The sequence below is a fragment of the Clostridium sp. ATCC BAA-442 genome (assembly GCF_964239415.1).
Classification (GTDB): domain Bacteria; phylum Bacillota; class Clostridia; order Oscillospirales; family Oscillospiraceae; genus Flavonifractor; species Flavonifractor plautii.
Genome location: NZ_CAXSQB010000005.1, coordinates 51382 through 66412 on the forward strand (window position 1 = coordinate 51382; position 15031 = coordinate 66412).

Annotated in this window: 14 protein-coding genes and 4 pseudogenes; 7 read left to right on the plus strand and 11 right to left on the minus strand. The window is 54.2% G+C overall.

Going from position 1 to position 15031, the window contains the following annotated elements; translation table 11 throughout:
* Nucleotides 1–77: 77 nt before the first annotated feature.
* From ACESY8_RS03500 to ACESY8_RS03540, 9 genes and pseudogenes are all read right to left on the minus strand, one after another.
* Nucleotides 78–578: pseudogene (locus tag ACESY8_RS03500) on the minus strand (DUF1016 N-terminal domain-containing protein); the annotation flags it as partial.
* Nucleotides 575–2029 carry a recombinase family protein gene (locus tag ACESY8_RS03505; protein WP_230982646.1) on the minus strand — a complete coding sequence of 485 codons (1455 nt, stop codon included), beginning with the start codon at nucleotides 2027–2029 and terminating at the stop codon, nucleotides 575–577. The pseudogene ACESY8_RS03500 and the gene ACESY8_RS03505, both read right to left, overlap by 4 nt.
* A gap of 3 nt (nucleotides 2030–2032) precedes the next feature.
* A complete protein-coding gene (locus tag ACESY8_RS03510) occupies nucleotides 2033–2221 on the minus strand; it encodes a hypothetical protein (protein WP_009256639.1) in 189 nt (62 codons plus the stop codon).
* Complete coding sequence (locus ACESY8_RS03515; protein WP_054338484.1) at nucleotides 2218–2970, minus strand: recombinase family protein; 753 nt, start codon at nucleotides 2968–2970, stop codon at nucleotides 2218–2220. Before ACESY8_RS03515 ends, ACESY8_RS03510 begins: the two co-directional genes overlap by 4 nt.
* Nucleotides 2970–4194 (minus strand): annotated as a pseudogene (locus ACESY8_RS03520) (recombinase family protein). The gene ACESY8_RS03515 and the pseudogene ACESY8_RS03520 overlap by 1 nt, the downstream one beginning before the upstream one ends.
* A 782-nt stretch (nucleotides 4195–4976) precedes the next feature.
* A complete protein-coding gene (locus ACESY8_RS03525; protein ID WP_081032331.1) occupies nucleotides 4977–5132 on the minus strand; it encodes a sigma factor-like helix-turn-helix DNA-binding protein in 156 nt (51 codons plus the stop codon).
* A gap of 61 nt (nucleotides 5133–5193) precedes the next feature.
* Nucleotides 5194–5628 carry a hypothetical protein gene (locus tag ACESY8_RS03530; protein WP_054338483.1) on the minus strand — a complete coding sequence of 145 codons (435 nt, stop codon included), beginning with the start codon at nucleotides 5626–5628 and terminating at the stop codon, nucleotides 5194–5196.
* Nucleotides 5629–5705: 77 nt separating this feature from the next.
* Complete coding sequence (locus tag ACESY8_RS03535) at nucleotides 5706–6470, minus strand: hypothetical protein (RefSeq protein WP_498794621.1); 765 nt, start codon at nucleotides 6468–6470, stop codon at nucleotides 5706–5708.
* Nucleotides 6467–6982 carry an RNA polymerase sigma factor gene (locus ACESY8_RS03540; protein ID WP_131971891.1) on the minus strand — a complete coding sequence of 172 codons (516 nt, stop codon included), beginning with the start codon at nucleotides 6980–6982 and terminating at the stop codon, nucleotides 6467–6469. The genes ACESY8_RS03535 and ACESY8_RS03540 overlap by 4 nt, the downstream gene beginning before the upstream one ends.
* Before the next feature lie 295 nt (nucleotides 6983–7277).
* Here ACESY8_RS03540 and ACESY8_RS03545 point away from each other — a divergent pair, with 295 nt between their 5' ends.
* From ACESY8_RS03545 to ACESY8_RS03560, 4 genes and pseudogenes are all read left to right on the plus strand, one after another.
* Nucleotides 7278–7655 carry a helix-turn-helix domain-containing protein gene (locus ACESY8_RS03545; RefSeq protein ID WP_021631591.1) on the plus strand — a complete coding sequence of 126 codons (378 nt, stop codon included), beginning with the start codon at nucleotides 7278–7280 and terminating at the stop codon, nucleotides 7653–7655.
* Nucleotides 7652–8209: an RNA polymerase sigma factor gene (locus ACESY8_RS03550; protein ID WP_054338481.1), complete on the plus strand. Its 558-nt coding sequence runs from the start codon at nucleotides 7652–7654 to the stop codon at nucleotides 8207–8209. Before ACESY8_RS03545 ends, ACESY8_RS03550 begins: the two co-directional genes overlap by 4 nt.
* A 551-nt stretch (nucleotides 8210–8760) precedes the next feature.
* Nucleotides 8761–8868: pseudogene (locus ACESY8_RS03555) on the plus strand (RCC1-like domain-containing protein); the annotation flags it as partial.
* A 105-nt stretch (nucleotides 8869–8973) separates the two neighbouring features.
* Nucleotides 8974–9666 (plus strand): RCC1 domain-containing protein, encoded by a 693-nt coding sequence (locus ACESY8_RS03560; protein ID WP_225123334.1) that lies wholly within the window; start codon nucleotides 8974–8976, stop codon nucleotides 9664–9666.
* Between the two features lie 56 nt (nucleotides 9667–9722).
* Here the strand turns inward: ACESY8_RS03560 and ACESY8_RS03565 are convergent, their stop codons facing one another.
* On the minus strand, nucleotides 9723–10943 hold the full coding sequence (locus tag ACESY8_RS03565) for a ricin-type beta-trefoil lectin domain protein (protein WP_165924373.1): 1221 nt from the start codon (nucleotides 10941–10943) through the stop codon (nucleotides 9723–9725).
* An 82-nt stretch (nucleotides 10944–11025) separates the two neighbouring features.
* Between ACESY8_RS03565 and ACESY8_RS03570 the strand changes: the two are divergent.
* Nucleotides 11026–11572 (plus strand): annotated as a pseudogene (locus tag ACESY8_RS03570) (glycosyltransferase); the annotation flags it as partial.
* A 24-nt stretch (nucleotides 11573–11596) separates the two neighbouring features.
* Here ACESY8_RS03570 and ACESY8_RS03575 read toward each other — a convergent pair.
* Nucleotides 11597–12007: a phage holin family protein gene (locus ACESY8_RS03575; protein ID WP_054338479.1), complete on the minus strand. Its 411-nt coding sequence runs from the start codon at nucleotides 12005–12007 to the stop codon at nucleotides 11597–11599.
* Nucleotides 12008–12128: 121 nt separating this feature from the next.
* Between ACESY8_RS03575 and ACESY8_RS03580 the strand changes: the two genes are divergently transcribed.
* Together ACESY8_RS03580 and ACESY8_RS03585 are read left to right on the plus strand one after the other, a co-directional pair.
* Nucleotides 12129–14036 carry an RCC1 domain-containing protein gene (locus tag ACESY8_RS03580; RefSeq protein WP_434307973.1) on the plus strand — a complete coding sequence of 636 codons (1908 nt, stop codon included), beginning with the start codon at nucleotides 12129–12131 and terminating at the stop codon, nucleotides 14034–14036.
* Nucleotides 14037–14144: 108 nt separating this feature from the next.
* Entirely contained in the window at nucleotides 14145–14891 is a 747-nt protein-coding gene (locus ACESY8_RS03585) for a hypothetical protein (RefSeq protein WP_054338475.1), read from the plus strand.
* Nucleotides 14892–15031: the final 140 nt, after the last annotated feature.

The window sequence follows — 15031 nt, forward strand, 5'->3', positions numbered from 1 at the left end:
ACACTCTCTGTATTTTCTTCAGTATAGCAGGAATCCGTCTGTTCGTCGAGTGTGGATTGCAGCCATGCCCCAGCCTGGATCTGTTCCAGCAGCTCGGACTTGGTCCAGCGGTGCTCCAGAGCGGCCCGGAGATACCATGTGCGTTCCTGGCTGCCTTCACAGCCCTCCAGAATGGCCACATTCTGCGTCCAGCCCAGCTTTAGGGCCAGCGCCCGCAGTCCCCGGCTATCTGCGTAGGCTCGGTAGAACTCCCTCATCCGGCGCAGGTTTCTGGGGGAGAAGCCCCCGCACTCGGGGTAGTTGGCCTGGAGATACTCAGCGGCCATTACCGCCGCGCCCTTCTCCGGGCGAGCACAGATGGCCCTGCCAATCTCAAGGTACAATTCCGCCTCCGGCAGTTCGGTTTGCAGCAGGGTGTCCAGGGCCTCGTCATCCCGTTTATCCCCGAACCACACGCCGCCGAAGTCTCCCAGCTGGAGTACCACATCTTTCTTGGTGAGCTCTTGGCCCTCCGGGAAGTATTCCGGGCGAAACCGCTCAAAATTCCAGTGGGTATCGCCTGTAGCGAAGATCTTCATGCAAGCTTCCTCCTTTTTGGCTGTGCCACATACTGCTCGATCTCCCGGCCATCCCGGAAGGTCACCCGGATCTTCTCCTGGGAGAGTACCGTCACCTTCTCCAGCAGCTGGTGGATGACCTCCTCATCCCACTCTGTCAGTGCCGCTGTCATATGCTCCATGGCGGCCGAGACCGCCCGCAGGCGGTTCTGGAGCCGACCCTGTTCCTGGCAGGCCCCCTCCAGCTGTGCCTTCCGTTCTTTGAGACGGGTGGTGGACTCGGACAGCTCCCGGAACCGCTCCGTGTAGTCCTCTGCTGGGTTGGCTGACGCCTCGGCCAGCAGGCTGTTGAACTGGCTGCTCAGTTCCTCCAGGGCCCGGTCGATGTCCGCCAGGCTCATACTCTCACCCAGCATCGGGGCCAGCTCCCACTCCATGACGGCGGTAAGCTGCCGGGCCAGGGTATCGCGGTCCAGCATGACGGCATTGACGGCGGCCAGGATGGCCTGCTGGAGCGGTTCCTCGTCCAGGGTGGGGGATTGGGTACAGAACTTCTTCCCATAGTCCAGGCGGCTGACGCACCGCCATACGGGGCGCTTGACTCCGCGCTGAGTCCACACGCACCGCCGGTAGGCCGTCCCGCACTCCCCGCAGAACAGCAGTTTGCTGAGGACATGCTTGCCGCTGTACTTGCCCCGGCCGGTGGGGGTGCTCTTTCGCGTGTCGCCCGCCTTGGCGTTCCGCCGAGCCATCTCCAGCTGGACAGCGTCGAAGGTCTCCCGACTGACGATACCCTCATGGTGGTTTTGAATCAGGTATTTGGGGAGCTGTCCGGTATTGGGGATCACCTTCTTGCTGATGCAGTCCTGGATGAAGTTCTTCTGGAGCAGGACGTCCCCGCAGTATTTCTCGTTGGTCAGGATGCTCCTGATATGGGATGCCATCCACTCTGCTTTTCCGGAGACCGTGGGAATTCCCTGGCCCTCCAGGGCCGCCTTGATCTCCCGGATGCTGTCCCCGGCCAGATAGCGGTCATAGATGAAGCGGACGGTCTCCGCCTGCTCCGGCACGATCCTTGGCTTGCCGTCGGGGCCCTTCTCATAGCCCAGCAGCTGCTTGTACTGCATGGCGACATGGCCGGATTTCATGGCCTGACGCTTGCCCCAGCGCGCCCGGCTACTGGTGCTCTCGCTCTCGGCCTGGGCGAAAGCCCCGTGCAGGGTGATCAGAAACTCGCTCTCCGGGTAGATGGAGTTGATGTTCTGCTCCTCGAAGACCACTGGGATACCCAGGCTCCGCAGCTCCCGGGTGAAGTTGAGGGTGTCCACGGTGTTGCGGGCGAAGCGGGAGACGGATTTAGCCAGGATCATGTCGATCTTCCCCTGCCTGTACTGGCGGATCATCCGCAGGAACGCCTTCCGCTTGCAGGTGGAGGTGCCGGTGATGCCCTCGTCTGCGAATACCCCGGCCATGGTCTAGCCCGGTTCCTTCATGATTTTCTCCGTGTAGTAAGAGAGCTGGTTTTCATAGCTGGAGAGCTGCTCCTCGCTGTCCGTAGACACCCGGCAGTAGGCGGCCACCCGCAGGTGGCGCTTTTTATCCTGTTCCTGGGGTGTTTCCACTTTGGCTGGGATGACGATGACATTGGGCACGGTATCGTTCATGTGTAATTTCCTCCTTCCAAGGTCTGGTTATTTTTTAGCAGGACGGTGACTGTCCCGTTGCTGACGGCGATGCGGCGGACGCTCTCATGGAGCAATTCCTGCTCCAGTTCTGCCATGGGTGCCCATCCCTGAAACAGCCTCCGAAGGCGGAGGGTTTCATACTCTTCCGGCCCGATGGCATTTAACTGGAGGGTTGCCAGCTGGAAGGCCAGTTCTCTGGCCTGAACCTCGTCTACTGGCGGGCGGTGCAGGAGCTCGTCCAGCCCCCGGCGCAGCTTCGTCACCTCTGGTGGTGGCTTATCCTCCAACACGGAGCAGGTGATACGCTCTGGACACTGGATCAGGCGGTTCAGGAGGCCCAGCACCTGCCGTTCCACCCAGGCCGGCGGGCTGCCGCCGCACAGCTTCCGCAGTTCCTTCTGGGCTGGGCTCTTTTGGCAGGGCATTGTCCGCTCCTGCCGCCGTACCTGCACCATGTGGAACTGCCCCTCCGGGATGATGGACGGGAATCCACCCTCGCCGGTGTACCAGCGGTCTGCCAGGATGCGGGCCGCCATATTCTTGTTCCAGGGCTTGTCCCCGTCATAGGAAATCCCCCGCTCCCGGAGCTTGTCCACCAGAGCGTTGTAGCTGGCCCCGGCCAGGTAGCTGTCGTAGATCCAGCGCACCGTCTCCGCCTCTGCCGGGTGGAGCACGATCTCCCCGAACTCCATTTTGTAGCCGAAGGGCCGTTTCCGGTTGCTCCCCATCACCGCACCGTCCGTTCTATGGGCTCTGTCAGCTCCAGGCCATTGACCAGCCGGAACCGTAGACGGTCATTGCTCTCCACGATAATCTTGTCCACGAGCTCGCGGAACAGCTCCCCATCGAAGGCGTCCAGGAAGTCCGGCCCAGCCTCCAGGGTTTCAATCAGCTCCTGAGTCTGTTGGATCGTCTGATCCTCCTCGGCCTTCAGGAACCGTTCCTTCTCCAGCTTTGCGGCGCGGAGCTGTTCCGCCAGCTCGTTTTGGCGGGATATAAAAATGTCAGGGTCGACAAGGCGGTTTTCCCATCGTTTTTTGCGCAGTTCCTGCGCCTTATCGAATATCTCTTGCGAAACCACTGCTTCATTGATTCCTGCCACAAAACACATGGGCCTCTCTCCACGGTTGCGCTTCACTTTGCGGGGTATAGTATCCGTCGTGTATCGCTTCCGCAGAAGGGCATTGCCGCTGTACCGCTCATTGGTGAGGATGTAGTCGATCCGCTGTGGCTTCCAAGGGCGGTCATCAGAGAACAGATTCAGCGTCGCTGCGATGTCCTCCGCCGTCTTGCCTGCCAGGTAGGCGTCATAGATATACCGGATAATCGGCGCCTGCTCAAGGATCAGCTCCAGTTTTCCGCCCACAAGTTGGTATCCAAACGGGGCGAAGCAGGCATTGTATTTCCCCGTGCGCATCCGCATATCGATACTCCACCGGAGGTTGTCCGAGATGTTCTCGCTCTCCTTCTGGTCCATCATGGCAAAGATGGCGGTGAGAAGCTCGCCGGCCAGTTCAGAGGTGTCGATACCCTGTTCCTCGAAGCCGTACCCCTACCCCCAGGGCCTTCAGCTCCCGGATGGCCTTCAGGCACTCCTTGGCGTTCCTGGCAAATCGGGAGGAGGATTTCACCAGGATCTTATCCACCCGGCCCCGCCGGCAGCCCGCCAGGAGCCGTTGGAAGTCGTCACGCTTCTCCGCTGAGGTGCCAGTGATGCCCTTGTCCGCGTACACGTCCACGAACTCCCACTCCGGGTTGGCTGTGATGAGCTCTGTATAGTGGGCGTTCTGAGCGGCAAAGGAGTTGAGCTGATCCTCCGAGCTGGAGCTCACCCGGGCGTAGGCCGCCACCCGCAGCTTTCGATCCCTGACTGGGGTGCTGGGCGCGATGGTGATCACCCGGGGCGTGCTGTTCAATGCCAGGGAACCACTAGTTTTCTTCTGTTCGTCCACGAAATCGCCTCTCTATATCTCCTGTCAGCAACACACAATACCAGCACTTCCGCAAAATATCCATATCCAAACGCAACAAAAATCAGGGAGAAAATATGACGTCCGCCCCGGTCTCTACACGGAGCCGGGCCGCGGTCCTCCCGGCCTCCTTCCGACTAACAAGGCCGACATTCTGGAGGTGATGAAGGAGGTTCACCATCCCGATATAGTTAATGTTGTGGTTCATTTCATATCTCCATTTTCAAATGGGGGCCGTTATGAGGCGTATGGCCGCAGAACGGCCCCCGCTAATTCTCTCAAAAATACATTTCGCTGGTTGGCCCTATTCGACACTACTTCCCGGGCCCTGGGCGGCAGCAGACGGACTGTGTTGGCACACATCACGGGAATCTCATCCCTCCGAGGATCTCTCCGAGCTGCCCCCATTGCTTGATCCCGGTTTTACCCGGGGCTGTGGCTGGACAGGAGTATCATTATCAGATTGCTGACGAGGGTCGGGCCGGATAAGCCAGCCGCAATGCGAAACAGCCCGCCACAGGCTGCTTTGTGGACGGATGGGCACCGCTCTGCACCTTTCTTGGCCGTCTTTAATACAGATAATCGCATCTGTACAGGTGGTCTTGGCGCATCCTCCAGCGTCGCTTCAGCCCTCCTCCTGGAGAGCCTCTCGTCAGCGGACGTATCCCGCTGCCGGATATGAAGTTCTCAAAGGACAGGCCGGGGCTTTGAAGAACCCCCTCACTCTATATAGGCACTGAGTGAGGGGGTCGCACGAAACTTTTTTACTTTTTCAGCAAATTTTTTAGTTTTTGCAGGATGCGGATTTTTCGGCTGTGTACGGTCATGTAGTGCAGCCCAGTCTGACTTGCAAGTTGACGCTCTGTTAGTCCGTCGAAGTAAATTGCCAGAATCAGCTCTTTTTCCGACCGCGCCAGCATTTCCAATGCCGAAGGAGAAGGCGGGCACCCTAATTGGGTGCCCGCCTCTCTATGTATATAATCAGTAGGAAATAGTATCAGAATATTGGGTATAGGTGGTCACATATTTCCCTGCGGAGTTATAGACCTTGACAGTCAACTTACATCGATAGTCATAGCCGGAAGTAACAAAGCGGCTTTTTGTCAGTGTATCACTGCCGCTGCCCGTCCAACTGGCAACATTGGACCAGTTTCTCCCGTTTGTGCTCTTCTGAAGGGCAAGGGTAATTTCCGAGTCATAGCCCGCCTTCATAGAGACATCACCCAAACAGCTTGCGTTTCCGTTGGAAGAAATCTCAAGCCGGCAATCCATTTTTGCAATGCCAATCTCGCGAGGTTGAACCATGACAGGTTCATTCGGGAGTATTTCTACGGCCTGCGCCGGTAAAGTTCCTCCGAGTAAAGCGGCAGATAATGCAATCAGAAGCATTGTCTTGCCAAGATATTTCTTTCCCATGTTTGTATGCCTCCTGTATTTTGATGTGGGCCATACCCATTATAGGAGACACCAGTTCATTTGACGTGCAACAGAGATTATTCAAAAATACTCTCTGTGATGTGGACAATGCCATTACGGCTGATGGGGGGCGGAGCCGTGGTTGAGTGCGGAATCGAAATCACACTGAGTATATATCCCTCCGCCTCATTGAGAACAATCACCTTAATAATACCATGGTTATCTCCCTCTAGGCTGAGCTGGTCAATGATATACGCAGGAAGTCCTTGAATTTGTGTTGGTTCCAGCTCCGCGCCCTCTGTATCAAAGTGTCCACTTGGAGACAGCTCAATCTCCAAGCGATCGCCCGGGCTGTTTTGGTAATCCACCCAATACGTACCCGCGAAAGCGCCTTCATCTATCAGTTCATAGCCATCCGGTATAAGGTTAGGATAGAGATCCTCCAGGCCAGCCCGTTCTGAAACAGGCTGTGTAGAAATCCGAAAGCTCACACCTTCATTTACCGTATCAATTAGCATATTGAGGGTGCCAACCCGAAACTCTGGGTATATAGCGAAGGCAGTCGAGAAAAGCAGTGTACCCAACAGCGCAACAAGGGCGACCTTGTTGATCACCCTTACCGTGATCCGCCCCACAGATCGGGCAGACTTTTTCCGAAAAGCGCGGTGGATCTCTTTCAGACACGCCCGGCGTACCTCCTGGGGAAACTCCGCGTCTGGATCCTCTTGAAGTACACGGTTCTCCTCCAGAGCTTTTTCCCCTTCAGATTCCGCCACGTAGTCCATCAGGAGGGCGAACATGGCGTCCTCATAGGCCTCCTGCAATTCTTCACGCCTGGTCATACTTTGTCACCTTCTTCCTCTGTCATAAGCTGGAATGCCCGCCGCCGGGCTCTAGTCAGCTTCATGCGGACGCTGCTCTTCTTGCACCCCAGCATGTCGGCCAGCTCGGCATCCGTATAGCCCAAAATGTACTTTCCCTCCAATAGCAGCCGATCTTCTTCGGGCAGACTACTCCATATCTGCATCAGGCGTTCTTTTTGCTCCGCAAGCATAATTCGCTCATCCAGCGAGGGCTCCGGAATGGCCATATCCTGCTCCTCCTGTTCCTCCAGGCTACAGCACCTGCCATCTGTGCGCCCCTGTTTCCGCATATAGTTGATGGTGGTGTTTCTAACTGTAGAGACAACATAACTGGCTTTTATGCAACGCTCTTGCCGCCTTAAAAACGGGATTTTTGGAATGAGCCTGATTACACATTCCTGGACAATGTCCTTGGCCGCCTCCGGATCCGTGAGCCGTTTCCGTACAGTGGCATACATCAGCCGCTCATATTCCAAGTAAAACTGTGTCATGAATTCCCGGTCATCGGGATTTTCTATGGCTGCTGTGAGTAACGCAAGCACGATTGTTCCACGCCCCTACATTTTTCCTTGGTATCTCTATTCATAAAGCTGACACCCAAAAACTGCTTGCGCAACGGGCCATTTTGAGTGCAATCCAAGAGAAATAGCAATGTATTAAACTAAAATATAGTTAAACTATATTATTTTGAATTATACTACAAATTATATTAGAAATCTATCATTTTTGCAGGATAAATTTCAGAAAATATATAATAAGTAACAAACTGAAATTTTGAGGTGCGAGATGGCGCAATTCGGAGAAATTTTGGCGGAGCTCCGCCAAGACCGTGGCCTTACCCAAAGGGATCTGGCAAAGCTCTTTTTTGTCACCCCCGGTACAATTTCCAATTATGAAAAAGGCCGTCACCTGCCCGATGCGGAACGGCTGATAAAAATAGCGGACTATTTTTCCGTCACTACCGATTATTTGCTGGGCCGCAGTTCCTCCAATCTCCCCGCTGACGTATTTTCTGCGCCTCTGCTGGATGACATGACCGCTGGCGAAATGATCCAACTCGTGCAGACACTATCCCCGGATCGTAAGAAAGCTCTCTGTCTCCTGCTGCGGGATCTGCACTTCAGTACGGTTGTGGGCCAGTACAACTATAAGGAGGCAAAATGATCCCTTACTGTATCTTAGTCATTGAGGATGATGACGACCGCACTTTCATGGAGCAGCTCTTTGTCGATTACCATCGACTGATGTACCATGAAATCTTCAAGCTGGTCCATGACCAATGGGCCGCAGAAGATGTGATGCAGTCAACCCTGGTTCGGCTGATTGACAAAATTCCTGAGCTTCGCCTTAAAGACCGGGGTCATCTGGTGAACTATATTATAACGGCTTCCAAGAATCAGGCCCGCAATTACCTGCGGGACTCTGGGCATCATTCTGCGTCAGACCTGCAGGAATTTATGGAGTACGAAGACCCCAATATGGATGGAGGGGCGATAGAACTTCAGATTATCAAAAAGGAAGACCTGGAGGAGTTGGCCCATATCTGGACGCAGCTGGATGAGCGAACCCGCTATCTGCTGGAAGGGCACTACATACTGAACCTGCCCGCTGCGGAGATGGCCCGGGAGTTGAACATAAAGCCGGCCAGCCTGCGTATGGCCCTCACCCGTGCCCGCAAAACCGCATATCAGCTCTTACAGGATAAAAGCAGACAGTGAAGGAGCGGTTCACGCTGATATGCTCCCTCCATGATTCACAGTGTTTTATTTCACTGCCCCTCATAGAGGGAGCATATCAGCGCAGGCGCTCCTTTTGCACTCTGGCGCGAGGCGGGTTGCCCTAAACAACCAAAATGCTGTTGCATTTTGTAAAGGATACAGTCTTACTAAATAGAAATGTTATCGTGAAATGGATGCCATTCCCGTGCACAGCCAACATTAGGATCAGGCGGAAATGAGAGAAACGGCTGACGGACTCAATTACAAGTATGCTGAACCGAGGTGATACGTGCGAGGCTATTTACTCTTCCATTCTACAGCTTCAGTTTTGAGATGACAAAAGACACGGCTTGCAGCCGTGTCTTAACCCGAAATTATATTGTAGTAGAGGTGATATGTATATGCTTCAGGAAAGCATGCGTACATCACAAAAATGGAGGTTGGGCACGCTCCTGCTCCTGGGTCCTCTGATCGCCCTGTTGCTCTCGTCCTGCACCCCACGTAGCCCCTTAGATGAGACGCCTATACCCATAGGCACAACAGAGCCGAGCATGGAAGTGCCTGCCCCCGTCACACCCCCGGCGGTTCCGCTCGCCTGTGGCTCTGAAACTTATTTTGCCATCAGAAAGGACGGAACTCTTATCGGATGGGGGAATAATGAGAACGGTACACTAGGCGGCTCTGATCTCCATATCCCAGTGACAGAACCGCGAGAGATTATGACAGATATCCGTGCGGTATCATCCGGGCAATGGGTTACGCTTATGATTGACAAAGAGAATACTCTTTGGGGAATAGGGATGGATTACTTCGGGCACCTTGGCCCGGATGAAGACAAACAGCAGCCAGTTCGCCTCATGGAAGATGTGGTTATGGCGTCCACTTCCGCATGGCATTGCCTTGCCTTGAAAGGCGACGGCAGTTTGTGGTGCTGGGGCATGGGCAGGAATGGTGTCCCTGGCGTATATGAGCTCGTTTCTCAAGAGTATACCCCGCCGGAAAAAATTATGGACGATGTGCTGTATGCGGTCTGCTACAGGAATGGCGGATATGCTATCAAGGCAGACCATACTTTGTGGGAGTGGGGGGTCGTATCATCGACCCCAGAAAAAATTCTTGAAGACGTTCAATATGTTCAGAACTGCATGGCGATTTTAACCAATGGGGATATGGTAACCTGGACATATACGGAAGATGGGGAGAGAACAGAGCCAGAGCTGCGTCTGCACGATGTAGCCTGCGGAATGACCGGCGTCGCGGTTCAGACAGACGGCACTCTTTATGTAGAAACAGTCAGCGATAGTGGAAGCACTTATGAAGCCGTAATAGAGGACGTGGAATATGCGGTTACTGGTGCTGAATATACGCTCGTGCTCAAACAAGACGGAACGCTTTGGACGTGGAATTCGGCTGGAGAAGGCGATGTGTCACAGATCATGGATGGGATAGGTTTCTAGCAACAGGGATGGTGCCCACATATTCTCGATATGCGGGCACCATCATCTTTTGGGCCTTAGTATTTAATGGAGACGATCTGGCAGAGAGGCCTAGGCGTATCAGGGCCAACCCGGCTTCCGGAAGAAGTGTACACTCTCAAACAGGAAGACCCACCGCCGTCCAGCATGATGCCAACGTAGTTCGTAGATTTTCCGTCCGTAATTCCGAGGTGCTGCTGAATAGCGGTTCGGAAATCACGGAGGTACTTGTTGTTGTTATCCTGGGTAACAAAGAGATAAACTTTCTTGGTAGACGTATTGGCAACCATGGCGGTCCAACCAGTGGAGAGCGCATCGGGAGCATGGGGGAAGTCCCATTTAGTTTCCCAGTTAGCGTCTCCAAGGTAAAGCATTCCGCCGCCCTGGGCCCATGTGGGCTTGCCGCCAAGGTAGCTGATCAGCTGGCTTTGCGTAGATGCGCTAATGCACTTGATCTGGCCGCCGATATAAGCGATATTGCCATGGCCGCAGGTATTGCGGGTTCCAGCAGCCCCCGGGCCTACCGCCGCCCCGTTATTCAGGGCAATGTTAAGGGTGTCACAATCCGTCTTGTCACCATTATTGTTGAAGAAGCCGCCATTGCAACCGCAGTAAGGCACAGGGATGCCCTGGTCTTTCTTCTTGACGTTGACAAGCTCGATCGTGCTCGCGGGGGTCTCGACAATATGGAGTTTGATCCCATTCTTTGTATTGGTGGAATAGGTATACGGATAGGAGGACGCCGTAGAGACGGATTTTAGAGTCCACTGCTGAGTCTTATCGGAAGTCCCCAGGTTCGGCTTGAAGTATACCTGGCTCCCGGAAGTGCCCGCGGCAGTCAGATAATAGTTCTTGGTGCTGGCACCGTTAAGCCGGATGCGGTACACGTTGCTTACGCTAGTCTTTTCGAATACCAGATAGGTGTCAGCATTGGTCGTGTAGAGGTCGCAGATCCAATGGTCGTAGCTCCAAGGGTCGTAGTTCCGGTTGGCATTCAGCTTATACGTCAGACCAGAATTGGAGGCAACCTCTTGCTGCGCCGTAGAATTTGGATTTGTAATGGACCAGACCTGATCATTGGAACTCGTTGCCGGATATACATTGATCTTCTTCCGAGCACCCGCCCCATAGCCATTGATGTTGAGGTAGAGCGAGGAGTTGACTCGGCTAATGATATTGTACAATCCCATAAATACTCTCCTTTTTTGTTTTCTACGAAAAGCAATCAACTGGGATATTGAAACAAACAGCTTCCCCACGCTGTATGCTCCAGATTCTTTCCGCGTACAAATGATAAAGAGTGCCCAGGGACTTTTAAGTAAACCGTGGTCCAAAATGTTTTTTGTTAAACGAGTTACTGTTGAAGCATTTTACCAGTTGATGAACTTCCTTGGGGCAGAGACGGTATTCAACCATGCCGATTACCGGCTAATGTCCAAGCGCGCTCTGGAGGGCCTGGCTCAGTTTCATGAGGTGAACCTATTCCTTCGAGGTATTGTACCCATGATCGGTTACCGTACTGGAACCGTGGAATATGAGCGTGGAGAACGCTTTGCCGTGAAGAACAAGTATCCCCTGAAAAAGATGCTCTCCTTCGCGCTAGAAGGTATTACCAGCCCTTCCACCAGGCCCATCCGGTACATCACCATCCTGGGCTTTTTGGTCTTTCTGGCAAATACCCTCATGCTGGCGTACTCTGTGATCCGCTGGGTTGCTGGAGATACCAATAGTTGGCTGGGTTAGCGTGATCTGCGCCGTATGGGCCATCGGGGGCCTGATCCTGCTCTCTCTAGGGATCATTGGCGAGTATATCGGCAAGATCTATTTAGAGGCTAAGGGGAGACCCCGCTTCTTGATCCAAGAGGTGCTAGAGGATTGTAGCGACTGAACGTATTGATAGCTGCCCGGGCCGTTACTCCTGCTTTGAACCATCCTTGTTGTCTCTGTATTTCTCAAAATGAGACAAGAAGTTCTGAAGCTTTTGCGGCAAAGGCAGTCCTACCTTTCCCACGTTTTCCATAATGCTCATTGCTTCGTTGGCCATATAGAACACGGTGGTAACAGTGCGCAGGACATCTTCGGAGCCCAGCAAAAAGCGGTCAATAATGTTGCTTAGGGACACCAGCGCAAAAATAGCGATCTTTTTGGCTATTCCATGGGTACCCACATCGCTGGACAGCCGTTTATTGTGGATGGCAACACAGACGCCGGTGATATAATCGATCACCACAAAGGCTACCAGCGTATAAAATAGGCCGTCCATGCTTCCAAATACACTCCTGCCAAGATTGCCGAGCCATGATAAGGCCATTTCTGTTTCCATTTCATGCACCCTTTCGTTGCTTTTCTTATACTGGTATGGTATATAAAGACTGGAAAAGGACGCAAAAGTAAATAGGCCCAAAGCTCATCGGATTACCTAACTGCCAAGGAGGCGTTTTCAAATGAAAAGATTTGTAAGCTCAAAGCGATTTGAAGCTGCCGCAGTCGCCGGCGCACTATTCCTGTCCCTGGCGTCAGGATGTGCGGCAGAGGCGCCCCAGCAGTCCCCGGATAAATCATCCTCCCTTTCGCTCCCGATATCCCCGGAGCTCTCCCTCATAGCCGGAAGCGGCGGGGACTGGTACACCATCGAGGACGGGAATCTGGCGGCCTGGGGAGAACTGCACGGCGGCACAGACTACAGCCAGCACGTCACCCTATTCCAAGGGGCCCAGTCGGTCTGGGGCTATCGGTTTGGCCAGATGGTTCTGGATGAAAACGGCGAGCTGTGGACAACAGGGGCTTCCGGCTACGACGAGCCGCGCACCAGAGACGGGTGGGAGTATGTGCTCTCCGATGTGGTGACGGCCAGCGGCAATGTCTGGAATGGTGCGGCCGTCTGTTCAGATGGGAGCCTGTGGACCTGGGGGAAAAACGACCAGGGACAGCTGGGGAATGGTGAGCTTTCTGAGGATGGCACGAACTACCCGCCCCAGCACATTATGGACGGTGTCCGCCTGATTCGCTTGGGCAGCTATGTCGTCACCACCGGCGGGGAGCTGTACGGAATCGGGCTATGGGGAGGCTGCACGGAGCCCAAACTGCTCTGCCGGAACGTGGCCGACGTGGCAGAGGCTGACCTAAATCGGATCCAGATACTTACCCAGGAGGGGGAACTGTACCTGGCCGAAGTCCCTGACCAGGCTGGACAGCCCATCCAGCTGCCGGACACCCCCGATGTGTACGATGTCAGCGAGGTTTTTGACTGGGGCTACCGCAGCGGGGACGGAACATGCTTTCTGTGGAACAACGATGCCACCGAGGCGCTTCGGATTGAGCTGGAGGTTGCACGGATTGCCTCCAACCTGGACGGCTTTCTGGTGCTGACCGAGGATGGAGACTATGTGAGTGTCAAGATGACGGATAACAGGCTGGCGCTTACCCCCTTGTTGGCGGCGGAATCGGCCGAGACTCCGGAGCCGCCCCCGGATGGGGCGCTGTCGGTGGCCCAGGTTCCGGTCTCCGGCCTGGCGGACTGCTTCGTGATCCGGGAGGATGGTACCCTGGTGAAGTTGGAGCGGGACGGCGGCGAAACGGAGCTCCTGCCGGGCATGGCGGCGGTCTACGCTGGCCAGTGGGCCACCTATGCCATCGACCGGCAGGGGACCCTTTGGGGAAAAACGGGGGAGTCGGGCTGCTGGTTGCCGGGGGCCTATCACGGCTCCTACGTCCCTGACTTTGTGCCCTTGATGGAGGGGGTGTCCTCCATCACCCAGTATTCGGAGACCTTTGTCATGGTCAAGCGGGACGGTACCCTGTGGGCCTGGGGAGATCCCTTGGGGGAGGAGAGCTGGCGGGAGCCGGTGCAGATCGCGGACCAGGTGCTGTCCACCGCCTGCGAGGTCGTTCCCGGCGGCCTGTTTGTGAAGGAGGACCACACCCTATGGGAGTGGCAGCCGGTTCAGCGGGAGGACGGCACGCACGACATTTCCCAGCGGCAGATCATGGAGGGGGTGCGGAACGTCTGCTGGGGGCCGGGGAATAGTTTCTTGGTGCAGAAGGAGGACGGCGCCGTCTGGCGGTACGGGACGGAGCTGGCCGAGGGCACGGGGACGCCCGTCCTGGAGGATGTCCGGAGCCTGAAGGGGCGGTTCCTGCTACAAAATGACGGCACTCTGTGGGAGGTGGCGGAGTCCCCGGACGGGGCGGACGACTATGAACTCCGCAGGCTCGCGGAGTATGTCTCCTCCGTGGAATGGATGTACGGCTGGAACTGCCTGCTCTATACAGACCGGGACGGGGTCCTGTGGATCATGGAACCGGATGGTTCCCAAAAAGAAATTGCAGAGAGGATATGGGTTCCAACATGAAATTAAATAGAATGGGTGCTTAACTTAAAAAAGCGTTTACTTTAGGGACTCATTTATATCTCTATGAAAGTAGACTTGGCCGAGTCAAAAAATATGGAGGTATGAAATATGTCCTTGAATTCCTATTACACCCCAAAACTGCCTGATGCAATGTATGTCTACGATACTCCGGCTACAAATATCCAGCTACTTACTCTAGACCAAAAGAAAAGCCTTGTTGATTCTACTTATTATGGGATTAACGGTGGATGGTTTAATTTAGGTGAGCCTGGAGAAATTGGTCGTGGACTACTCAACATTACCTACTGTGACGGCGGACCTGTTGGTAGTGCAACATATGGAGATCCACCCAGAGATGGAACCGCCCAGACCGTCGGTGATGCGGCAATCTTTTATAATGGGGTAAACAAGACGCTCAAGGAGGTTATCGCTGAAAGTGCGACTGACATTACCGGTGTCACAAATACGAAGTCCTGGGCCCAGGGTGGCATCGCACTGTCTCTTGGCAAACGGGAGTGGACGAATAGAAAAAGTGTATCCGCAAACCAGGCTGCAAATGCTTGGACAGCGCTAGTGGCAGATTTGACGACCACGAGAGTTCATCTAATTGTTACCAAAGATCCTTCTGCGAAGAAAACCATTACTCAGCAGGATTTCCGGGATGCAATTATGGAGTATTTCGATATTCCTGAGAGCTCTAGTGTGAGTTCGCGCTATAAAGGGATCCTTTTGGACGGAAGCGATTCTACCCAGATGAAGGTGCTGAACGATTACGGCAACAAGGTAACTATATATAACTCAAAAGCAAATCGTTCTCTTTGTAGCATTGTCGCTCTACGAAATAAGAATATTTAAGTGTATAAACGTAACAGCAGGAGGGGCACATTGCTCCTCCTGCTGTTCATTTATAGGTACTATAACACAACAAATGATCGATTTCTTTACGGCAATCCTTCAAGAAATAAATGCACACACCAGTTGCAGTAAGTAGTTTC